Consider the following 19,469-nt stretch of genomic DNA (forward strand, 5'->3'; position numbering starts at 1 on the left):
CGGCACAACGTGCAGGAAGTCTCAGGCGCGCAGTGTAATAGGTTGGCTTGCCCCTTGTGAAACGTTAATATTTGCGCTCTTGTATCAAAAAAATTGAAAGCAGAAGGGGCGGGAGAGTATGTGGTCAGAATATTCACTGGAAGTGGTCGATGCAGTGGCGCGTACAGGAAGTTTTAGCGCTGCGGCACAAGAGCTGCACCGAGTGCCTTCTGCTGTCAGCTATACCGTTCGTCAATTGGAGCAGTGGCTGGCCGTGCCGCTGTTTGAAAGGCGTCATCGCGATGTGGAACTGACTGCCGCAGGTCAAGTTTTCGTTGAAGAGGCGCGCCTGCTTATCAAAAAAATGATAGCCACGCGGCGTCAATGCCAACAAGTTGCCAATGGTTGGCGAGGGCAGCTAAATGTCGCGGTAGACCGCATTGTCAAACCGGACCGATTAAGGCGTCTTATTACTGATTTCTATCGAACCTTTCCCGATACCGAGTTGATTATCCACTCAGAAGTGTTTAACGGCGTGTGGGATGCCTTGGTGGATGGGCGTGCGGATGTGGCCATCGGTGCAACGCGCGCCGTCCCCACCGGCGGACGTTTCAGCTTTCGGGATATGGGTTTTATGGACTGGCACTGTGTCGTCAGCCCGGGTCATCCTCTGGCGGCATTGACAGCGCCACTTATTGACGAGCAACTCCGCGCTTATCCGGCTCTGTGCATTGAAGACACCTCGCGGAACCTACCTAAGCGGGATACCTGGACGCTGGATAATCAGCGCCGCTTAGTGGTTCCCGACTGGACCTGCGCCATGGACTGCCTGCGTGAAGGTCTGTGTGTGGGTATGATGCCTGTGCATCTGGTTGAAACATGGATAGTGCAACAGAAACTCAGCGTGTTGACGCTGGCAACCGCTTTTCCTGAGAGTGCCTGTTGCCTGACCTGGGACCAAAGTAATCAGTCTCCATCTCTTGCATGGCTTCTGGATTACCTGGGCGATACGGCAACCCTCAATCAGGAGTGGTTGCGCAATTAAAAACACCTGCAAAAGTGCAGGTGTTACGGGTTGGAAGAGCCGAAATGATCGGAACTAACGGCGATAATCGCGGTAAGGTCCATCGGCTACTGAGCGACGCTCAATCAGTTTTGGATGAACTTCGATGGTTTGCGACTCTTCACGCTTGCTGATAATGCGATCCAGCAGCATCGTAAATGCCATCTCGCCCAGACGCTCTTTTGGCTGATGGATAGTGGTGAGTGCGGGAGAAAAATAGCGGGCATTGCGCACGTTATCATACCCGATCACAGAAATATCCTGGGGCACCCGCAGGCCCATTTCATCGGCAGCGCAAATAGCACCCATAGCCATGACGTCCCCCCCGCAGAATACTGCCGTCGGACGCTGCTTCTGCATCAGAATTTTGTGCATTGCCTGGTAGCCGGACTCCGGCTCAAAGTCGCCCTGAACCACCCACTCTTCACGTAGCGGAATATTGGCCTCGTTCAGTGCTTTAACGAAGCCCTGGAAACGGCCACCACCGGTGTTACGGGCCAGTTGTCCTGGGATCACGCCAATATCACGATGGCCGCGCTCAATCAGATAGCGCCCGGCCATATAACCGCCTGCAAAGGCATTATCAATAATGCTGTCGGTAAAGTTTTTGCGCGCTTCGCCCCAGTCCATCACGACCATCGGAATCGAACGGTACTCTTCGAGCATGTCGAGCAGGGCATCAGGATACTCTGCGCACATCACCAACAGACCATCCACACGCTTTTGTGCCAGCATCGACAGATACGCCTGCTGCTTATCGAGATTGTTGTGCGAGTTACACAAAATCAGCGTGTAGCCTTTGGCATAGCAACTGTTCTCAACCGCTTCGATCACTTCGGCAAAATAGGGTGCTTCGCTGGATGTCGCGAGCAAACCGATGGATTTAGTGTTGTTGACCTTGAGGCTACGCGCCACCGCGCTGGGTGAATAGTGCAGTTCTTTAATCGCAACCTGCACGGCGGCTTTAGTTTCTTCGGCGACGAAACGTGTTTTATTGATGACGTGCGACACGGTTGTGGTGGAAACGCCAGCCCGTTTTGCGACATCTTTTATCGTTGCCATGAAAAGAATGACTCCTGTCTAACGTGCTTCAGCACGTTAGCATTATGTTAATCGTTTGCCTGCGTGGATTTGACTGCTGAAGTGTGGATGAGCAGTCAAATCTTTGGTGGGTTTTTCAGAGAAGTACAACCGTCTGAAAAGAGCATCGGAATGAATCTACCCGCACGCAGCGTGGTAACCGCTAATTTTCTCTTATATCTGACTAAAGGGGAAGTAAAAAGTCTTTATAACCTGGAGGATGATCACGAGATTTTAAAACAAAACTGTGAGAAAATGCGTTGGCACACAAACTGTATGGCTTATGATAAAGCCACATTTGATCCGAAAGGGGTTTTAATGGATACCAATTTGAAATTTGCTCTCATTACTGTGGTCGGCGCACTGGCAGTGATTGTTGCTTTCAGTTTTACAGCAGTAATGAACTGAAGTAGTTGCACTTTATACGTGGTGAGTGAAAAACAAAATAAAAGGGCGATTCCTGTTACAGGAAACGCCCTTTTATTTTGCAGTCTGAAGTTTCATAAACGTTTCGTTAAATGCTATTCATCGCTGATTAGCGTAACCACTGACTTAACGAATCGTTTTAGGCGTCATAACCCGACGCGCTCCTACGTAGTGATTTTGCCAGTAATCTTGGCCCAGTGAGGTGATTTTGATCTCTTCACCTGTACGCGGAGACTGAATGAATTTACCGTTGCCAACATAAACACCTACGTGATCTGCCGCACCGCGATTATTAATTCTAAAGAAGACTAAATCGCCACTTTCCAGCTCGCCACGTTTGACCGGTGCCGCATCACGAAGATGGTACATTTCGTTGGCAGTACGAGGCATTTTGATACGAATCAGATCTTTGTACGCGTAATACACTAAACCACTGCAATCGAAACCGGTATTCGGTGAGGTTCCACCCCAGCGATAGGGTTTGCCGACCTGATGCATCAGCTTGGTCATCGCAGTCTGTTGCGCATGTTGATATCTTTTTTTATGTGCAGCGCTTAATGCGATTGGTTTACTCTCTTTCGCGAGTAAGCCCTTGGTTTTTCGATGGCGACCATAGGCTTTTTTACTGGTCTCATTTTTTGCTATCGTTCGGCTTCCTTTCTTCGCTATTACTTCATTCTTCGTCGTTTTGACGTTTTTATTTACCGAGCGCTGATGGCGAACGAGTTTGGTGCTGGTGATTTTTTTCGCTTCTTTAACTTTTGCTTTCTTTTCTTTTACTACCGGCTCTGACTTGGACTTTTTGCTGCTTCGGGCAACGGCTTTGCGCTTTCGTCGATCGTCAGGCTTGGCCTGACTGACATGGCTTTTTCGTTGTTCAGCGGCAACATTAGTATGTGGCGATGCATACGCCAGATTTAGAAATAGCTGGGTAAAGAGCAGCACAGAAAGCGTAAACAATAAACGCATGGCGTCGTTACCAATATTGGCCCAAGGTTAAACATCAGAGATGTCAGAGTATTACCTAAAAGAACCCGATAAAACAGCACGAATTGCTTCGATTTTAGATCATATTGTGAGAAAAAGTTAATAGCATTTTAAATGCTGTAAAAATAGGCATCTTTAGTTCTAAAAACCATCTTATTTCAGAGCGTTGAAGATGTACTCTGATCAGACTCACTCTGTCATAAGAGAGTTAAACTCAACGGTCAAAAATGTTATTCTGAATGAATGTTTATTATTGCGAGCCGCTAGGCACTTTTATAAAAAAGTGACGAAACAAAACAGTTAAAACGATATCGATTAAAAGACCCTGTAAAAAATGGCGTTTTTATCCAAAGCTCTCCATCGTTACAATAGACGTTAGGTGACAAATGTTAAGCGACAAATGGCGCACATTTCCAGACAGCGCCCAGCGCATCAATGAGTAATGACCGTGACAGCCAGTTTTGGCTTGAGGAAGCAATAAATGACCACGACTACCATAGAAAAAATTCAGAAGCAGGTTTCCGAAAACCCAATTCTTCTTTACATGAAAGGCTCACCCAAGCTGCCAAGCTGCGGTTTTTCGGCTCAGGCCGTTCAGGCGCTTTCTGCCTGTGGCGAACGTTTTGCTTACGTTGATATCTTGCAAAACCCGGATATTCGCGCGGAAATGCCTAAGTACGCCAACTGGCCAACCTTCCCGCAATTGTGGGTGGATGGTGAACTGGTCGGTGGTTGCGACATCGTGATTGAAATGTATCAGCGCGGTGAGTTGCAGACGCTGATCAAGGAAACGGCAGAGAAGTACAAATCTTCTGAAGAGCCGCAGCCAGAATAAAATCTGCCCGCAGGTGCCAGGAAGCAATAAAAAGAGCGGCTCATGACGAGACGCTCTTTTTTTTAAGAAATTTTCTGTTTCCAGCCAATAACTACTCTTCGCTGTCGGCAGTTTGGCTCTCTTCGTCGTCTACGTTGACAGGCAACGGCCAGCCACCAAGGCGCTTCCAGCGGTTCACCAGCTCACAAAATAGTTCCGCGGTCTGTTCGGTATCATACAACGCCGAATGTGCCTGGCTGCTGTCGAAGACCATGCCCGCACTAATACAGGCTTTAGCCAGTACGGTCTGACCGAGTACTAACCCGCTTAGTGCCGCTGTATCAAAAGTGGCAAAGGGGTGGAACGGGTTGCGTTTTAGTCCAGCGCGTTCCGCCGCCGCCATCAAAAAGCTGTGATCGAAGTTGGCATTATGCGCAACGATGATCGCCCGGTTGCAGTTTTGTTCTTTCATTCCTTTACGGATGGCTTTGAAAATAGCGTGCAGAGCATCGTACTCGCTTACTGCCCCTCGCAGGGGATTAGTAGGATCGATACCGTTAAAGGCCAGAGCTTCCGGCACTAAAATCGATCCTTCAAAAGGCTCAACGTGGAAATGCAACGTTTCGTCGGTTTCCAGCCAGCCATCGTCATTCATTTTCAGACTGATTGCGGCAATTTCCAGCAGCGCATCAGTCTTTGCGTTAAATCCTGCAGTTTCTACATCGATAACTACTGGGTAAAAACCACGAAAACGGCCTCTCAGGGCATTAGTGTCACTATTTTCGGCCATCAGTTTCTTATCTTTATCGAATTCAGCGCGCATTATGACAAATTTTTGCGGAGGTTACAGGGTGCCGGTGGGAAAAGGGCAAGAAAAAGAGCGCTCTGGCGCCCTTGATGTAGAAATAGGATTATTTTCCCAGACCCCGACCGGCATGTTTAGATTCGATCAGTTCGATTTTATAGCCGTCTGGATCCTCAACAAAAGCGATAACAGTAGAGCCGCCTTTCACCGGACCAGCTTCACGGGTCACGTTTCCACCCGCTTTACGAATGTCTTCGCAAGTCTGCGCCACGTTATCAACACCCAAAGCGATATGTCCATAAGCAGTCCCCAGATCGTAGCTGCCAACATCCCAGTTATAGGTCAGTTCGATAACTGCGCCTTCGCTTTCATCGGTATAACCCACGAATGCCAGTGAGTATTTGTATTCGGTATTTTCGCTGGTACGTAGCAGGCGCATACCGAGAACATCAGTGTAGAACTTGATTGAGCGTTGTAGGTCGCCGACGCGGAGCATGGTATGAAGTAAGCGCATAATGTCCTCTGATTGCGGGGGTAAGTAATGAATCACAGACTAACTGATTGTCACTGCACAGGCAAAAAACGCGGCAGCCGAAGGGTACGGCTACCGCATTAGCAGGACTTGGATAGTCCCCTCTCACCTGATAATGGCAATCTTACAGCGTTGGGTAATCGGTGTAGCCCCGTGCGCCGCCGCCGTAGAAGAAATCAGCTTTTGGTTCATTCAGCGAGGCACGGCTTTTCAGACGTTCAACCAAGTCCGGATTGGCAATATAGCTGCGTCCAAAGGCAACGGCATCAATATACCCTTTTGCGAGCAACTCTTCGGCTTTCTCAGGGGTGTACGCACCCGCACCGACAATCACACCTTGATAATGGGCACGAATTGCTGCGCGGAAGGATTCTAAATAAGGCTTACCACCTGCCCAGTCTGGCTCGGAAATATGCAGGTAAGCCAGTTTGCGTTTGTTCAATTCATCGAGCAGATACAGTGCGGCTTGCTCCTGATCTTCACCGTTGTCCAGACCGTTGAACGGGCCGAGTGGAGAAATACGAATACCCACGCGATCTGCACCGATTTCAGCAATGGATGCATCAACCACTTCCAGGGTCAGACGGGTACGGTTTTCGATGCTGCCGCCGTAGATGTCGTTACGCACGTTTGATGCCGGGGACAAGAACTGGTGCAACAGATAGCCGTGTGCGGCATGGATTTCAATATAATCAAAATCAGCAACACGAGAATTTGCAGCGGCCTGGCGGAAGTCATTGATGATGCCCGGAATTTCACTCAATTCCAGAGCGCGTGGCGTAGGGCAGTCCTCGCGAACGGCGTTGCCTTGCTCATCACGCAGGCTGGTGCGAGTATTCGGATTGATGGCCGACGAAGAGACCGGTGTCTGATTGTCCGGTTGCACGCTGTTGTGTGAAATACGTCCCGTGTGCCAAAGCTGTACCGCGATGTGACCTTCTTTCTGATGGACGCCCGCAACGATTTTTTTCCATGCCGCGATCTGTTCGGGAGTATGTAATCCTGGCGCGCCTGCATAGCCTTTCGCCTGGAAAGAGATCTGGGTCGCTTCAGTGATAATCAGACCTGAACTATGACGCTGTGCATAATATTCACCCATCAGAGGGGTTGGAATATCGCCCGGCTCAATGCTACGCAGACGGGTAAGTGGTGCCATAAATACGCGATTCGGTAAGGTTTTATTACCGACAACAATCGGGGTGAAAAGCTTAGTCATTTTCTAAAACTCCTGGTTAATAGACTGGTCGGTCTGGTCGTGGTGAAAATATATAACCAAACAAACGCGGTTCTGATACGGATTGGATTAACAAATTTTCGAGTAACAAACTTTCAACCCACAGTTATTGATCAACAAGTTATTGATCAATAAGTCATGTGCGATCAATCAATATGTCACGTTCTGGAAGTTCTTCAGCCCGCCTTGTCTGGCGGTTGCAGCAGCATTTCAACACTTTCCAATGCAGCTGCCAGTGGCGTCACTGAACGTTTGACTTTCGCCAGCAGGGAAGCACCCAACCAGAGCGAATACAGGGTCGCTGCCGCAACGGCCGGCGGGACCGGGACAGTAAGCGAGCCTTCAGCGATACCTTTTTCTATGGCATCCTGCAGGCAGGCGATCACCCGCGTAGAACCCTGTTCAAGCACGTGGCGCATCGATTCTGAAAGGTCGCTGACCTCAGCGGACAGCTTGACCGATAAGCAGGCGTTGTGGCATTCACTGCTGCAAAAGTTGGTAATGTTCTGGGCATAATAACTCAGAATATGGTGACGTTGATCACCCTGCGTCTGACCAAAAAGCTGCTGTAAATGCGAATCGTAATGTTCGAAATAGCGTTGAATCATCGCTTCACCAAAGGCTTCTTTGGACCGGAAGTGGTGATAGAAGGAACCCTTCGGAACTTCTGCTGTTTTCAGAAGTTCCGTCAGACCCATGCCGGTGAAGCCTAAACGCAGGCTGAGTTCTTCACCCGTGGCCAGCAGGTGTTCGCGTGTATCGCTATGGGGTTGAGCATGTTTGTTCATAGGGCTGAGAGTAATAGACCGATCGGTCTAGGTCAAGGTGTGAACTGAAAAAACGCACTTTTTTGTCAGGATCTTTGTTGTGATAAAGAAAACGGAATGTTGCGAGTTATCAAAAGAGACTTGCGAGATGCTCCCAAAGCGTCTTCAATAAGGATTCAATGATTGATGCGGAGACGTCGTGGCCCAACAGCTCGAGTTTTTTGACATTCCCAGCCCTTGTCGCGGTATCTGCCAGGCGGATAGTCGCGGTTTTTGCCGTGGCTGCCTGCGTAGCCGCGAAGAGCGATTTGGCTGGATGACAATGACCGATCCTGAAAAACGCCAGGTTCTCCGGCTGTGTCATCAGCGACTGCTGCGTCTACAACGCGCCGGTAAAAAGCCCGATGACCCTCTGCCTGAACAACCCTCTCTTTTTTGACCCTATGTGCATTCTACTCCTGGCAAAGATCAATACAGGAATGAGTTGGCTTCTGTATGCTGTCAACGACTTACAACATCCTATAATGAATAAATTGAGGCAATTACATGCATCCCCGTACCCCACTATCCACGCAGGGCCCCGAGTTTTCTCGCATGATTTGCGGCTACTGGCGTTTGATGGAATGGAATATGACACCGCAGCAACTGTTGGGTTTTATTGAACAACACGTTGAGCTTGGTATCACCACTGCCGATCACGCAGATATCTACGGCGGTTATGCCTGTGAGACGGCATTTGGCGAAGCGATGCGGCTAAAACCGGCGTTGCGTGAAAAGATGCAACTCGTGAGTAAATGTGGGATTGCCACCACGGCCAATCCGGACAATAAAATTGGCCACTATATTACCGACAGCAAATACATTATTGAACGCGCTGAAAAATCGCTGAGTAATCTGCGCACAGACCACCTGGACCTGTTGTTGATTCACCGTCCAGACCCGCTGATGGATGCTGATGACGTGGCTGACGCGTTCACTTCGCTACACAAAAGTGGCAAAGTGAAATATTTCGGCGTCTCCAATTTCGCACCAGCGCAGTTCACGCTTTTGCAGTCGCGCCTGCCATTTTCGCTGGTGACCAATCAGTTGGAGATCTCCCCGATTCACCAGCCAGCCATTCTCGACGGTTCATTGGATCTTTGTCAGCAGTTGCGCATCAAACCTATGGCCTGGTCATGCCTCGGGGGAGGTAGTCTATTTAGCGACGCAAAATTCCAGCCACTGCGTGATGAACTACAAAAAATAGCAGAAGAGATTAATGCGGAAAGTATCGAGCAGGTGGTTTACGCCTGGGTGATGCATTTGCCGTCGCAGCCGCTGCCGATCATCGGTTCAGGCAAGATTGAACGCGTTAAATCAGCGTGGAAATCCCTGTCGCTGAAGCTGACCCGTCAGCAATGGTTCCGTATTCGGAAGGCCGCTCTGGGTTACGACGTTCCTTGATGTAAGCCCACTGGGGCTCATTCGTTTACCGCCTTGCTGCATCATCAATAACGTAGGGCTAAAGCGACTTAGCCCGTATTCATTTTTTCTCAGGCAGGCTCCGTCGGGCTGCCTGTTGACATCTCTTGTATTGAAATTGCCTGCTGTAACTGCGACAACGAGCAGTATAACCGCCAGATCACGCCGGCCAGTTCACGGCCAGACTCATCGTGGTGATGTGCCAGAGAATGACTGATGTGCATCAACTCAATCAGACTTGCATCCAGCACCTTATGTCTGACACCACGTTCGGTCATAATATCTTTCAGGCATTGAATACAGACATCGCGTACTGATGATAACGGTTCTGAATGGGTTTCCCACTCTCGTAGTTGCCAGACAATATGGCTGCAATTGAGCAGCACTACACCCCAGCGGAGCAACCAGTTCCGTGAGACTTGATCCTTACTTTGATTTAGCTGATTAATGCGGTGATAGATCTGCGATTCAAATTCCGAATGACTGAGATGTGGTTTGCGGCTGAGTTGATCAATAAAGTCACGACGGAGGGCGCGGATAATACGTTGGCTCTTACGTTTGTCTGAGCTTGGCCTTAACACCTGAAAGGCGATACCCGCCAGCATCACCCCAACGATTCTGCCCATCCCGTCATTAATAAAGGCGCCGTAGTCATAGCTTGGCGGGTTCGTCACTGCCAAAAATGAACCGCTGAAAACAATCAGTTGCCCCCACAAACCCGCAAAGCGTGGGGACTGCAATTTCATCATCTGCATGGTGACCAGAATGGGCAGCAGGAAAGTGCAAAATACCCAGAAGTCAGTAAGCTGAATCACCAAGCCGAACTTGAGGATGAAACAGCCAGCGAAGAGCAGCAGCAGTGATTTAATCAGTAATGTAATGCTGCTAATAGGGGAGGCGGTAGAAGAGTAAAGCACACAACTCACCGCCGTTAGCGCGACTGCCGATGTCCCTGAGCTCCACTGGGTACTCATCCAGAACCAGCAGGCGACCACAATGCATAAAAATGTACGTATGCCGTTATACGCCGCTTCATAGGTGTCTGTGTGTTCAGTAAGGCGGCTGACGCGCGGAGGTTGTAGAAACTCAACCCGTGCCGCAGTGGTGCTCTCAACTCTCATTAACCAGCGTTCGTTACGCAGATAGAGCCAGCAAAAATCTCGCAGCCTTTGCCAGAATGCCTGATAACGGAAGTCTGAGGTGTCATGCGGTTTGAGCTGGTAGAGAATTTTGGCGATTTCATATTTATTGCTTTCAGGACGGTTTAGTTCCTCCAGCAATAAACTCAGCACCTCGTAAAGCCTCTCTGGGTGATGCGGCCAGTTGAGCAACATGCGACGTAAACTGGAAATATAGCTGGTCATGCGTAACTGCTGGTGAAGTAAATAATTAAGCAGGTTGTTTTGCTGACGCAGGTGATAATGGCTCCAAACTGCCTGAATACGCAGCATGTTCATGGTAAGGATCTGGCCTATGACTCCTTCGTGCGAGGTGCGGATTTGCTCGGTCACGTCTGGCCGCCAAAGCAATCTGGCGTGATCCAGCAGTTGAGTGTGCATTTTACGCAAAGATCTTAGCAAGGTGTCGCCGTCAGACGTGCTGGGCATCACCATCATCATAAAGCCGCCACACAGAATACCGGTGATCACTTCACAGACGCGGGCTTGAGCAATGTCGAAAATCTTGCTGGTATCGGTCACATTGACCGCCGAGAAAGCAATGATGGCGGCGGTGTAACCCGCTAACGCGAAGGCGTAGGAGACATTATTTCGATAGTGGTTGGAGACATATGTGCAAAGTCCCAGCCAAGCGGCGATTGAAAAAGTGAACAGCCAGGGGTCATTCAGGCAATGACCGGCAATCAACACCGAAGCCAATGCGCCAATCAAACTGCCTATAACGCGGCCGATGCTCTTGCTTATCACCCCGCCAACCGTGGGGAAACTGACGACGGCTGCAGAGGTCAGCGCCCAGTAAGGCTCCTCAAGTTGCAATACGAAGGCGATGTACAGCGACAGACACATTGCAATCGAGTTGCGCAGCGCATAGCGCCACTGCCCGGCAGTGGCTTTTCCCCACGGCGTGTTTTTCCATTCCAGCCAGGATAGATTCATGGAGTCCGCCTTCAGTAATGCACTGAAATAGTGGCGGTAGTACCCGCAATCAGAACCACATCAGCAGGTACATTGAGCAATTTAATTCGGACCGGTACGCGTTGGGCAAGTCTTACCCAGGGAACATTAGGTTTAATGTTCATTAATAAATCGTCAGAAGCATCCACGCTTTGGTCATATATTGCACGACCGATACTTTCAACCTGCCCATGGAGCGGAATATTCCCGTCATACAGTGCAATATCTGCTTGGCTGCCTTCTTTAATATGACGAAGTTTAGTTTCTTCAAAATAGCCTAAGACATAAAACGAATGTGTATCGACTAGCCCGACGATAGGCTTACCGGCCGTGGCATAGTTACCTTTACGGGTTTGTAGGTTGGTTATATAGCCGTCGGTTGGCGCGAATATTTTGGTCTTGCTTAGATTCCACTTAGCCTGTTCCAGTGAGGCCTGTGCGGACTGATATTGCGCTTTCATGGCTTTCACCGAAATATTGGACTCGTCCAGCGATTCGGCAGAGATAATATTGGCTGCCAGCCCGCGTCTGCGCTGCGCTTCATGATTGGCTTTATCCAAATCTGCTGCGGCTTTAGCGAGTGCGGCCTGCGCAGTATCCATCGCTATCTGATAGGGAACAGGATCAAGAGCAAACAGGAGCGTACCACTCTTAATAAATTGATTATCTTGAATATTTACGCCAGTTACCCTGCCCGAAACTTCGGGTGTGATATCGACCAATTCTGCGCGAACTTTACCGTCTCGGGTCCAGGGTGACTGCATATAATAATTCCACATCCACCAGCCAGCGCATAATGCGAAGGCAAAAACAATGACAGTCGAGAAATATTTCAGAGTTTTAAATTTCATGTTCTTACTCATTGACCAGAAGTAGCAGGGCACCACAAATAGAAATGAAGAAAATAGATAAATCCATCAATGTCGGATGCCACACCTCGCCGGAATAGATCCAGTCACGTAAAAGGTGATGTATCAAAATCCAGAAAATCAGCCCAAGCAAAACGGCCTTGAAAATGGGGGGGAAATAAAGTGAGGCGCCCAGAACTAAATCTGTCATTGGGGAGCCTGAATGAAATATTTGCGCATCCACGACATTAATCTCTGCGGGTGATTGTGTTATAAACGATGTCAATGCAGGAAGGCGCATGCCGGTCTCTAACTGACAGTGATAAAATCCAGTATATAAATGCATTTACACCATTAAAATTCCGAAAACTAAGCTAAACTCTGGGGAGTTATCTTAGCATGCTAATTATAAGGAGAGGTAATTGGAATCTAAACTGGGATCTGATCTAGCACGATTAGTTCGTGTCTGGCGCGCGCTGATCGACGAACGCTTAAAACCGCTCGAATTGACGCAAACGCATTGGGTAACCTTGCATAATATCAATATGTTACCGCCAGAACAATCGCAAATTCAGTTGGCCAAGGCGATAGGGATTGAGCAACCTTCTCTGGTCAGAACGCTGGATCAACTTGAAGAGAAAAAACTCATCACGCGGCAAACATGCGCAAGCGACCGCCGTGCGAAACGCATCAAACTCACCGAAGAAGCGGCACCGATCATCAGTGCCATGGAGTCAGTCATCGACTCAACACGCAAAGAGATCCTGACCGGAATGTCTCATTCAGAGATTGAGCTGCTAGTTGGAATGCTGGCGCGTCTGGAAAAAAATATCGGTGCACTGCAAAGTAAATCATAACAAATAGTTGATTCGCACCGTTTGTTTGCGCGTCATTTCGGTCTGTTGTGCACACCATACTCAGATTTTACATTGTTACGATAACGTATTGATGATACGAAAAAGCCGGCAGCTTTCGCTGCCGGCTTTTTTGCATTTCACCCGTTCAATATGTGAAATCAGGCGCTTGGGGACACCGTCACGGTGCTGCCACTGGCCGCCATGCTGACACGTTGGCCAACGCTAAACTTGGTTGGACCGGTTTTCTGCACCACTTGAATGGTCGTACCGTCGTCACGACGGATTTGCAACTCGACGGCGTTCGAGCGGTTGAGGGTGCTTTGCACGCCCTGACCTGCTACGCCACCCAGTACTGCACCACCAGCAGTTGCCAGGCTGCGGCCTGTACCACCGCCTACGGTGTTACCAAGGAACCCACCCAGCACTGCGCCACCCAACGCACCGATAATGTTGCTTTCATCGCCACCCTGAATCTGTACAGCACGTGTTGAAATAATGGTGCCATAAGAGACCTGTTGGATCTGTTTGGCTTGAGAAGCGGAGTAGACATCGCCCGATGCTGTGTTGTCATTTACACAGCCTGCAAGAGTTACACCCGCAAGTGCGACTGCCAGAAAACGCTTAATCATAAATTGCTCCTGTTTAAATTCACGCTGTCGCAGCCTGATGACCTGTCACGCCGCGACAGCGTAGGTCTATCCACGGTTCAACATCCTGTCGAGGGTGTCGAGTAGCTTAGAAACTCAAGCTGACACTAAGATAACTTGTTAAAGCAGATTCTTAAGGACACAAGATTACATTAGGTCTGTTCAACTAATAATAAACGGTGGTTTATGTTTTAGACAGTGTTTGCGCTAAATCCTTGCTCAACAGACTTTGTAGCCTTAATGATAGCCAATTTCCCGAGCTGTTGGTTTGAAATGTGTTATTAAGTTAACAAAAAACAAATGCACCAATCACATAGCGCAATTAAAAAGGCGTTACTCATGGCGCTGCTAGGGTAATTCTGTTTTATTTGAGCGTGAAGCACTATTGACCATTTTTTACCGGAGGTGTTAGGGATGTTATCTATGAAGTCAGGACGCTATATCGGCGTGATGTCAGGGACCAGCCTTGATGGTGTGGATGTCGTGCTGGCGGCTATTGACGAAAGAATGGTCGCCCAACAGGCCAGCCATTCGCATCCGATGCCTGTTGAAATAAAGAATGCCATTCTCGGGATGTGCCAGGGGCAACAGGTCACGTTGGCGCAGGTCGGTGAACTCGATACCCGCCTTGGGATACTCTTCGGTGAGGCCGTGTTGGCACTGCTGGAAAAAGCCGGTATCAGCGCCGATGAGGTGATGGCTATAGGTTGCCATGGGCAGACGGTATGGCATCAGCCGAAAGGCGAGGCCACATTCTCAATGCAGCTTGGCGATAACAATCGCATAGCCGCCATCACGGGGATCACCACGGTTGGTGATTTTCGCCGTCGCGATATGGCCTACGGCGGACAGGGCGCTCCTTTAGTACCTGCATTTCACCAGGCACTGCTGGCCGACTCCGCGGAGCGCAGGATGATCCTCAATATTGGCGGTATTGCTAACTTATCGCTCTTACTGCCCGGTCAGCCAATTAGAGGCTATGATACCGGCCCAGGTAATATGCTAATGGATGCCTGGATCTGGCGTCACCGCGCGTTGCCCTTCGATAAAAATGCGGAGTGGGCTAGTCAGGGCAGAGTCAATCTGACTCTTTTACAGCAAATGCTCTCTGATCCTTATTTTGCTGAACCGGCGCCAAAAAGTACTGGACGGGAGTATTTCAATATTGCCTGGCTTGAAAAACAGTTGAGCCGTATGCACGAACTTCCGCCGGAAGATGTGCAGTCCACGCTGGCTGAATTAACCGCTTCCAGCATCGCCGAGCAGGTACAACTGGCGGGTGGCAGCGACCGCCTGATGGTGTGCGGCGGTGGGGCGCGCAACCCTCTGGTCATGGCTCGGCTCTCAGCAATGTTACCAGGCACCGAAGTGTGCACCACAGACACCTTTGGGATCAGTGGGGATGATATGGAAGCGCTGGCATTTGCTTGGCTGGCATTCCGCACGCTGTCGGGGAAATCCGGTAATCTACCCTCTGTCACCGGCGCCAGCCGTGAGACGGTGCTCGGTGCGATTTATCCTGTCCCTGTCAACGGCGTACGATGATATCTCGGCTTAATCCCAATGTGTTTTATCGCCGCACGTGGTAATAAAACGGATTGAGCCAGAATCATAAGGAGCTACAGGATGAAAAAAGCGATCTTCGCTTTGGCAGGTTTAACATTGGCGGGGTGTAGCCAGTTCCACTCTCAACCACCGGTACCGACCGAGCAACTGCATTATCAGTGCGGGACAACACCGCTGACGGTCACGCTGGATAAACCGGCAAAACAGGTCGATTTCCTGCTTGACGGTAAACAGCTGAAGCTGAAACAGGTGGAAGCGGCGTCGGGCACCAAATACAGTGATGGACAATATACTTTCTGGTCGAAGGGACCCGCAGCGTTTGTACAGCGCGGTGATACCATAATCCTCAATGATTGCGTTCAAAAATAACCTTTACCCTTCTTATTTCCTTTTATTAAAGCCACACCGTCGCGTCAGGATGATTGAGATCCTGATGCGTCAGGCGCAGAATACCTCCACCTCAATCTCTCGCGTAATGAACTCATATGGCTGATAACAATGAATTTGATGTAGCAGACTCTCGTCGTGAATACACGCGGGGGGGCCTGCGTCGTGCTGATTTACCCTCTGCACCTCAGCCACTGTTTGAACACTGGCTAAAACAGGCCTGCGAAGCCAAGCTAGCTGACCCAACGGCCATGGTAGTTGCCACGGTTGATGAGCACGGACAACCGTTTCAGCGCATCGTTTTGCTTAAACATTATGACGAAAAAGGACTGATTTTTTATACCAATCTCGGCAGTCGCAAGGCGCAACATCTGGCCAATAACAGCCGTATCAGCTTGCTGTTTCCATGGCATATGCTGGATCGTCAGGTGATTGTGCTCGGACAGGCCGAGCGTCTCTCCACCTTTGAAGTGATGAAGTATTTTGCCAGTCGCCCAAAAGATAGTCAGATCGGCGCGTGGGTGTCACACCAATCCAGCCGGATCTCCGCGCGCGGTGTACTGGAAAGCAAGTTCCTCGAACTGAAACAAAAATTCAGCCAGGGCGAAGTGCCGCTGCCGAGTTTCTGGGGGGGATTTCGGGTCAGAGTGGAATCGATGGAGTTCTGGCAGGGCGGTGAACACCGTTTGCACGATCGCTTCATTTATCAACGTGAGGCGACTGATAATGAAACCGGCTGGAAAATAGACCGCCTGGCACCCTGAACCACGAAAAATAACGCGATTTCCTAGCGCTCGGACGGCGGGCGCTTTATTCTATGCCGTTCCCAGTAATGGCGAGAGAGAAGGCACATGCGTGGCATGATGCCAGACATGAATCTGCACAGGTTCAGTAAATAATAAATGGAGTCTTTGATGGCGAGCAGCAACCTGATTAAACAACTGCAAGAGCGGGGCCTCATTGCCCAGGTGACGGATGAAAAAGCGTTAGCAGAGCGACTGGCGCAAGGGCCAATTGCACTCTATTGTGGTTTCGATCCAACCGCAGACAGCTTGCATTTGGGTCATTTGGTGCCTTTGCTTTGCCTGAAACGCTTCCAGTTACATGGACATAAACCCGTTGCGCTGGTTGGCGGTGCGACCGGTTTAATTGGTGACCCGAGCTTTAAAGCCGCCGAGCGGAAGCTCAATACAAATGAAACCGTGAACGAATGGGTGGAAAAGATCCGCCACCAGGTTTCCCCGTTCCTGGATTTCAACTGCGGTGAAAATAGCGCTATCACAGCGAATAACTACGACTGGTTTGGTGGCATGAATGTGCTGACCTTCCTGCGTGATATCGGTAAGCACTTCTCTGTAAACCAGATGATCAACAAAGAAGCGGTGAAACAGCGCCTGAACCGTGACGATAGTGGGATTTCCTTCACCGAGTTCTCATACAATTTACTGCAGGGTTACGATTTCTCTTCACTGTATGACTTGCATCAAGTTGAGCTACAAATTGGCGGTTCGGATCAGTGGGGTAACATTACCTCCGGTATCGACCTGACCCGTCGTCTGCATCAGAAACAGGTGTTCGGCCTGACTGTTCCGCTTATTACTAAATCAGACGGCACTAAATTCGGCAAAACTGAAGGGGGGGCGGTCTGGCTTGATCCGAAGAAAACCAGCCCGTACAAATTCTATCAGTTCTGGATCAACACTGCGGATGCCGATGTTTACCATTTCCTGAAATTCTTTACCTTCATGAGCATCGAAGACATCAATGCGCTGGAAGAAGAAGACAAAACCAGCGGCAAAGCGCCACGTGCGCAGTACGTTCTGGCTGAAGACGTTACTGGCATGGTTCACGGCGCAGAAGGCCTTGCAGCAGCACGTCGTATCACCGAAAGCCTGTTCTCCGGCGCGTTAAGTGAAATGACCGAAGCCGACTTGGCGCAGCTTGAGCAAGACGGAATGCCGGTGGTGACGCTGGAAGCCGAGGCTGATTTGCAACAGGCGCTGGTTGCCGGAGAGATGGCTCCATCACGTGGCCAGGCTCGCACCATGATCTCTTCCAATGCCATCAGCCTCAACGGTGAAAAGCAGACCGATCCAGAATATCGCTTCAGTGAACGCGATCGTCTGTTCGGGCGTTATGCTTTACTACGCCGTGGTAAGAAAAATTACAGTCTGCTGATCTGGAAATAAGATCGGCAGGATAAAGGGGCTATTCAGCCCCTTTATCCCTGAGTCATTTAATTCAAAAAATCTGCCAACGCGCCATCCGCCGATGACGTCTGTATCGGGACTTTTCATGAAAAACATCCTTTCTATTCAGTCACACACCGTTTTTGGTCACGCCGGTAACAGCGCGGCAGAATTTCCAATGCGTCGCATGGGCGCAAACGTTTGGCCTCTTAATACGGTGCAATTTTCTAATCATACACAGTATGGCCATTGGACCGGCTGCGTTATGCCGGCCAGTCATCTGACTGATATAGCACAGGGCATCGCAGATATTGACCGTCTTAAAGACTGTGATGCGATATTAAGTGGGTATATTGGTTCGCCGGAGCAGGGGCAGAGCATTCTGCAAATTGTCCGTCAGGTGAAAGAGGCTAACCCAGACGCCTGGTATTTCTGCGACCCGGTCATGGGGCATCCGGAGAAGGGCTGCATTGTTGCGCCGGGCGTGGCGGAGTTCCACTGTAACGAGGCTTTGATCAACTGCGATATTATAGCGCCCAATCTGCTTGAGCTCGAACTGCTCAGCGGTCATGCTGTTCTCAGCGTGGAAGATGCTGTGGTGACAGCGCGTGAACTGATTGCTAAAGGTCCAAAAATCGTACTGGTGAAACACCTCAGTCGTGCCGGTTATCACAGTGACCGCTTTGAGATGTTACTGGTCACCGCCGATGAAGCCTGGCATGTCGACCGTCCGTTGATTGATTTTGGTGTGCGTCAGCCGGTTGGCGTAGGTGATTTAACCAGTGGTCTGCTGCTGGTTAATTTACTCAAAAGCGAAACGCTGGATAAGGCCCTCGAACATGTCACCGCGGCGGTTTATGAAGTGATGTTGGCGACGCACGCTATGGGTGAGTATGAGCTGCAAGTGGTTGCCGCACAGGACAACATGGTGACGCCGCAGCATCACTTTACGGCCATTAAGCTTTAATAACACTTTTGATGACCTAAGCGATAAAAAAAGCCCCGCGCTACATCAGCCGGGGCTTTTTACCGTATGGCAGGCAGAAATTTATTTCAGACCTTCAGCCACCAGTGCAGCATCAACCGCAGGGCGTGCTGCCACGCGGTCAAGATAGTGGTTCAGATCACTCAATGCGGAGAGATCAAATTTTAGCGCTTTTGCCCAGCCCATCACAGTGAACAGATACGCATCAGCTACGCTGAAACGCGATCCCAGCAGGTACTGATGATCTTTCAGTGAGTCGTTAATATAGGCAAATTTCTTCGCCAGCGCTTCACGGGTCAGCGATTTATACTCTTCTGGTGTTTTCGGATTGAACAGCGGACTGAATCCTTTATGCAGTTCGGTAGCAATATAGTTCAGCCACTCCAGCGCATGATAACGCGCCAGCGTTCCCACTTCTGGCAATAACTGGCGGTCCGGTTTCTGGTCGGCCAGATATTGCACAATCGCTACGCCTTCGGTCAGGATGCTACCATCGTTCAGTTCCAGCGTCGGGATTTGACCTTTAGGGTTCACGGCAAGAAAATCGTCATTGTTTTCGGTTTTCTTGGTCGCCAGATCAACTTTGACGATGCTGAAATCCAGACCAGCTTCACGCAGAATAATATGTGGTGAAAGGGAACAAGCGCCGGCTTTATAATAAAGTTTCATACAAACTCCGTAAGTTTCAACAATTGTCACGCAGGCCTTAG

Annotated in this window: 22 protein-coding genes; 11 read left to right on the forward strand and 11 right to left on the reverse strand. The window is 49.8% G+C overall.

Annotated features, from left to right (window positions below; all coding sequences use genetic code 11):
• Positions 1-118 precede the first annotated feature (118 nt).
• Positions 119-1,024 (forward strand): DNA-binding transcriptional activator PunR, encoded by a 906-nt coding sequence (gene punR, locus ACMV8I_RS03765; protein ID WP_498863860.1) that lies wholly within the window; start codon positions 119-121, stop codon positions 1,022-1,024.
• Positions 1,025-1,078: 54 nt separating this feature from the next.
• On the opposite strand, the gene purR is transcribed toward punR, so the two are convergent.
• Positions 1,079-2,104, reverse strand: coding sequence for an HTH-type transcriptional repressor PurR (purR, locus tag ACMV8I_RS03770; protein WP_498863861.1), 1,026 nt, complete (start codon positions 2,102-2,104; stop codon positions 1,079-1,081).
• 87 nt (positions 2,105-2,191) lie between these two features.
• On the opposite strand from purR, the gene cydH reads away from it, so the two are divergent.
• The gene (gene cydH, locus ACMV8I_RS03775; protein WP_498863862.1) at positions 2,192-2,530 is read left to right on the forward strand and encodes a cytochrome bd-I oxidase subunit CydH; all 339 of its coding nucleotides are present in this window, start codon (positions 2,192-2,194) and stop codon (positions 2,528-2,530) included.
• 144 nt (positions 2,531-2,674) lie between these two features.
• Here the strand turns inward: cydH and ACMV8I_RS03780 are convergent, their stop codons facing one another.
• The gene (locus ACMV8I_RS03780) at positions 2,675-3,517 is read right to left on the reverse strand and encodes a C40 family peptidase (protein ID WP_498863863.1); all 843 of its coding nucleotides are present in this window, start codon (positions 3,515-3,517) and stop codon (positions 2,675-2,677) included.
• A 499-nt stretch (positions 3,518-4,016) separates the two neighbouring features.
• On the opposite strand from ACMV8I_RS03780, the gene ACMV8I_RS03785 reads away from it, so the two are divergent.
• Positions 4,017-4,370 (forward strand): Grx4 family monothiol glutaredoxin, encoded by a 354-nt coding sequence (locus ACMV8I_RS03785; RefSeq protein ID WP_140471834.1) that lies wholly within the window; start codon positions 4,017-4,019, stop codon positions 4,368-4,370.
• Positions 4,371-4,461: 91 nt separating this feature from the next.
• Here ACMV8I_RS03785 and rnt read toward each other — a convergent pair whose 3' ends face one another.
• The 4 genes from rnt to ACMV8I_RS03805 form a co-directional block, all read right to left on the reverse strand.
• Positions 4,462-5,172 (reverse strand): ribonuclease T, encoded by a 711-nt coding sequence (rnt, locus tag ACMV8I_RS03790; RefSeq protein WP_498863864.1) that lies wholly within the window; start codon positions 5,170-5,172, stop codon positions 4,462-4,464.
• Between the two features lie 88 nt (positions 5,173-5,260).
• Positions 5,261-5,668: a lactoylglutathione lyase gene (gene gloA / locus ACMV8I_RS03795; RefSeq protein WP_498863865.1), complete on the reverse strand. Its 408-nt coding sequence runs from the start codon at positions 5,666-5,668 to the stop codon at positions 5,261-5,263.
• A 142-nt stretch (positions 5,669-5,810) separates the two neighbouring features.
• The gene (locus ACMV8I_RS03800; protein ID WP_498863866.1) at positions 5,811-6,902 is read right to left on the reverse strand and encodes an alkene reductase; all 1,092 of its coding nucleotides are present in this window, start codon (positions 6,900-6,902) and stop codon (positions 5,811-5,813) included.
• 194 nt (positions 6,903-7,096) lie between these two features.
• Positions 7,097-7,708, reverse strand: coding sequence for a TetR/AcrR family transcriptional regulator (locus ACMV8I_RS03805; protein ID WP_498863867.1), 612 nt, complete (start codon positions 7,706-7,708; stop codon positions 7,097-7,099).
• A gap of 178 nt (positions 7,709-7,886) precedes the next feature.
• On the opposite strand from ACMV8I_RS03805, the gene ACMV8I_RS03810 reads away from it, so the two are divergent.
• Positions 7,887-8,126 carry a DUF1289 domain-containing protein gene (locus ACMV8I_RS03810; protein ID WP_498863868.1) on the forward strand — a complete coding sequence of 80 codons (240 nt, stop codon included), beginning with the start codon at positions 7,887-7,889 and terminating at the stop codon, positions 8,124-8,126.
• A gap of 107 nt (positions 8,127-8,233) precedes the next feature.
• The gene (locus tag ACMV8I_RS03815) at positions 8,234-9,130 is read left to right on the forward strand and encodes an aldo/keto reductase (RefSeq protein WP_498863869.1); all 897 of its coding nucleotides are present in this window, start codon (positions 8,234-8,236) and stop codon (positions 9,128-9,130) included.
• A gap of 89 nt (positions 9,131-9,219) precedes the next feature.
• On the opposite strand, the gene ACMV8I_RS03820 is transcribed toward ACMV8I_RS03815, so the two are convergent.
• Genes ACMV8I_RS03820 through ACMV8I_RS03830 form a run of 3 tightly spaced genes read right to left on the reverse strand, consistent with a single transcriptional unit; the run spans position 9,220 to position 12,339 of the window.
• Positions 9,220-11,262, reverse strand: a complete 2,043-nt coding sequence (locus ACMV8I_RS03820) for an FUSC family protein (protein ID WP_498863870.1) — start codon at positions 11,260-11,262, stop codon at positions 9,220-9,222.
• Between the two features lie 11 nt (positions 11,263-11,273).
• Positions 11,274-12,131, reverse strand: a complete 858-nt coding sequence (locus tag ACMV8I_RS03825) for an efflux RND transporter periplasmic adaptor subunit (protein ID WP_498863871.1) — start codon at positions 12,129-12,131, stop codon at positions 11,274-11,276.
• Between the two features lie 4 nt (positions 12,132-12,135).
• A complete protein-coding gene (locus ACMV8I_RS03830) occupies positions 12,136-12,339 on the reverse strand; it encodes a DUF1656 domain-containing protein (protein ID WP_498864710.1) in 204 nt (67 codons plus the stop codon).
• A 211-nt stretch (positions 12,340-12,550) separates the two neighbouring features.
• Here ACMV8I_RS03830 and slyA point away from each other — a divergent pair, with 211 nt between their 5' ends.
• Positions 12,551-12,985 carry a transcriptional regulator SlyA gene (gene slyA / locus ACMV8I_RS03835; RefSeq protein ID WP_498863872.1) on the forward strand — a complete coding sequence of 145 codons (435 nt, stop codon included), beginning with the start codon at positions 12,551-12,553 and terminating at the stop codon, positions 12,983-12,985.
• A 158-nt stretch (positions 12,986-13,143) separates the two neighbouring features.
• On the opposite strand, the gene ACMV8I_RS03840 is transcribed toward slyA, so the two are convergent.
• Entirely contained in the window at positions 13,144-13,614 is a 471-nt protein-coding gene (locus tag ACMV8I_RS03840) for an outer membrane lipoprotein (protein WP_498863873.1), read from the reverse strand.
• A gap of 441 nt (positions 13,615-14,055) precedes the next feature.
• Here ACMV8I_RS03840 and anmK point away from each other — a divergent pair, with 441 nt between their 5' ends.
• The 5 genes from anmK (at position 14,056) to pdxY (ending at position 18,741) form a co-directional block, all read left to right on the forward strand.
• Positions 14,056-15,177, forward strand: a complete 1,122-nt coding sequence (gene anmK, locus ACMV8I_RS03845) for an anhydro-N-acetylmuramic acid kinase (RefSeq protein ID WP_498864711.1) — start codon at positions 14,056-14,058, stop codon at positions 15,175-15,177.
• An 81-nt stretch (positions 15,178-15,258) separates the two neighbouring features.
• A complete protein-coding gene (locus ACMV8I_RS03850) occupies positions 15,259-15,567 on the forward strand; it encodes an MliC family protein (RefSeq protein ID WP_498863874.1) in 309 nt (102 codons plus the stop codon).
• Between the two features lie 116 nt (positions 15,568-15,683).
• Positions 15,684-16,349: a pyridoxamine 5'-phosphate oxidase gene (gene pdxH / locus ACMV8I_RS03855; RefSeq protein ID WP_498863875.1), complete on the forward strand. Its 666-nt coding sequence runs from the start codon at positions 15,684-15,686 to the stop codon at positions 16,347-16,349.
• Between the two features lie 150 nt (positions 16,350-16,499).
• Positions 16,500-17,774 (forward strand): tyrosine--tRNA ligase, encoded by a 1,275-nt coding sequence (gene tyrS / locus ACMV8I_RS03860; RefSeq protein WP_498863876.1) that lies wholly within the window; start codon positions 16,500-16,502, stop codon positions 17,772-17,774.
• A 106-nt stretch (positions 17,775-17,880) separates the two neighbouring features.
• Positions 17,881-18,741, forward strand: a complete 861-nt coding sequence (pdxY, locus tag ACMV8I_RS03865) for a pyridoxal kinase PdxY (RefSeq protein ID WP_498863877.1) — start codon at positions 17,881-17,883, stop codon at positions 18,739-18,741.
• 81 nt (positions 18,742-18,822) lie between these two features.
• Here the strand turns inward: pdxY and gstA are convergent, their stop codons facing one another.
• A complete protein-coding gene (gstA, locus tag ACMV8I_RS03870) occupies positions 18,823-19,428 on the reverse strand; it encodes a glutathione transferase GstA (protein ID WP_498863878.1) in 606 nt (201 codons plus the stop codon).
• Positions 19,429-19,469: the final 41 nt, after the last annotated feature.

This window comes from Ewingella sp. S1.OA.A_B6, assembly GCF_049889095.1.
In the GTDB taxonomy this organism is placed as follows: domain Bacteria; phylum Pseudomonadota; class Gammaproteobacteria; order Enterobacterales; family Enterobacteriaceae; genus Ewingella.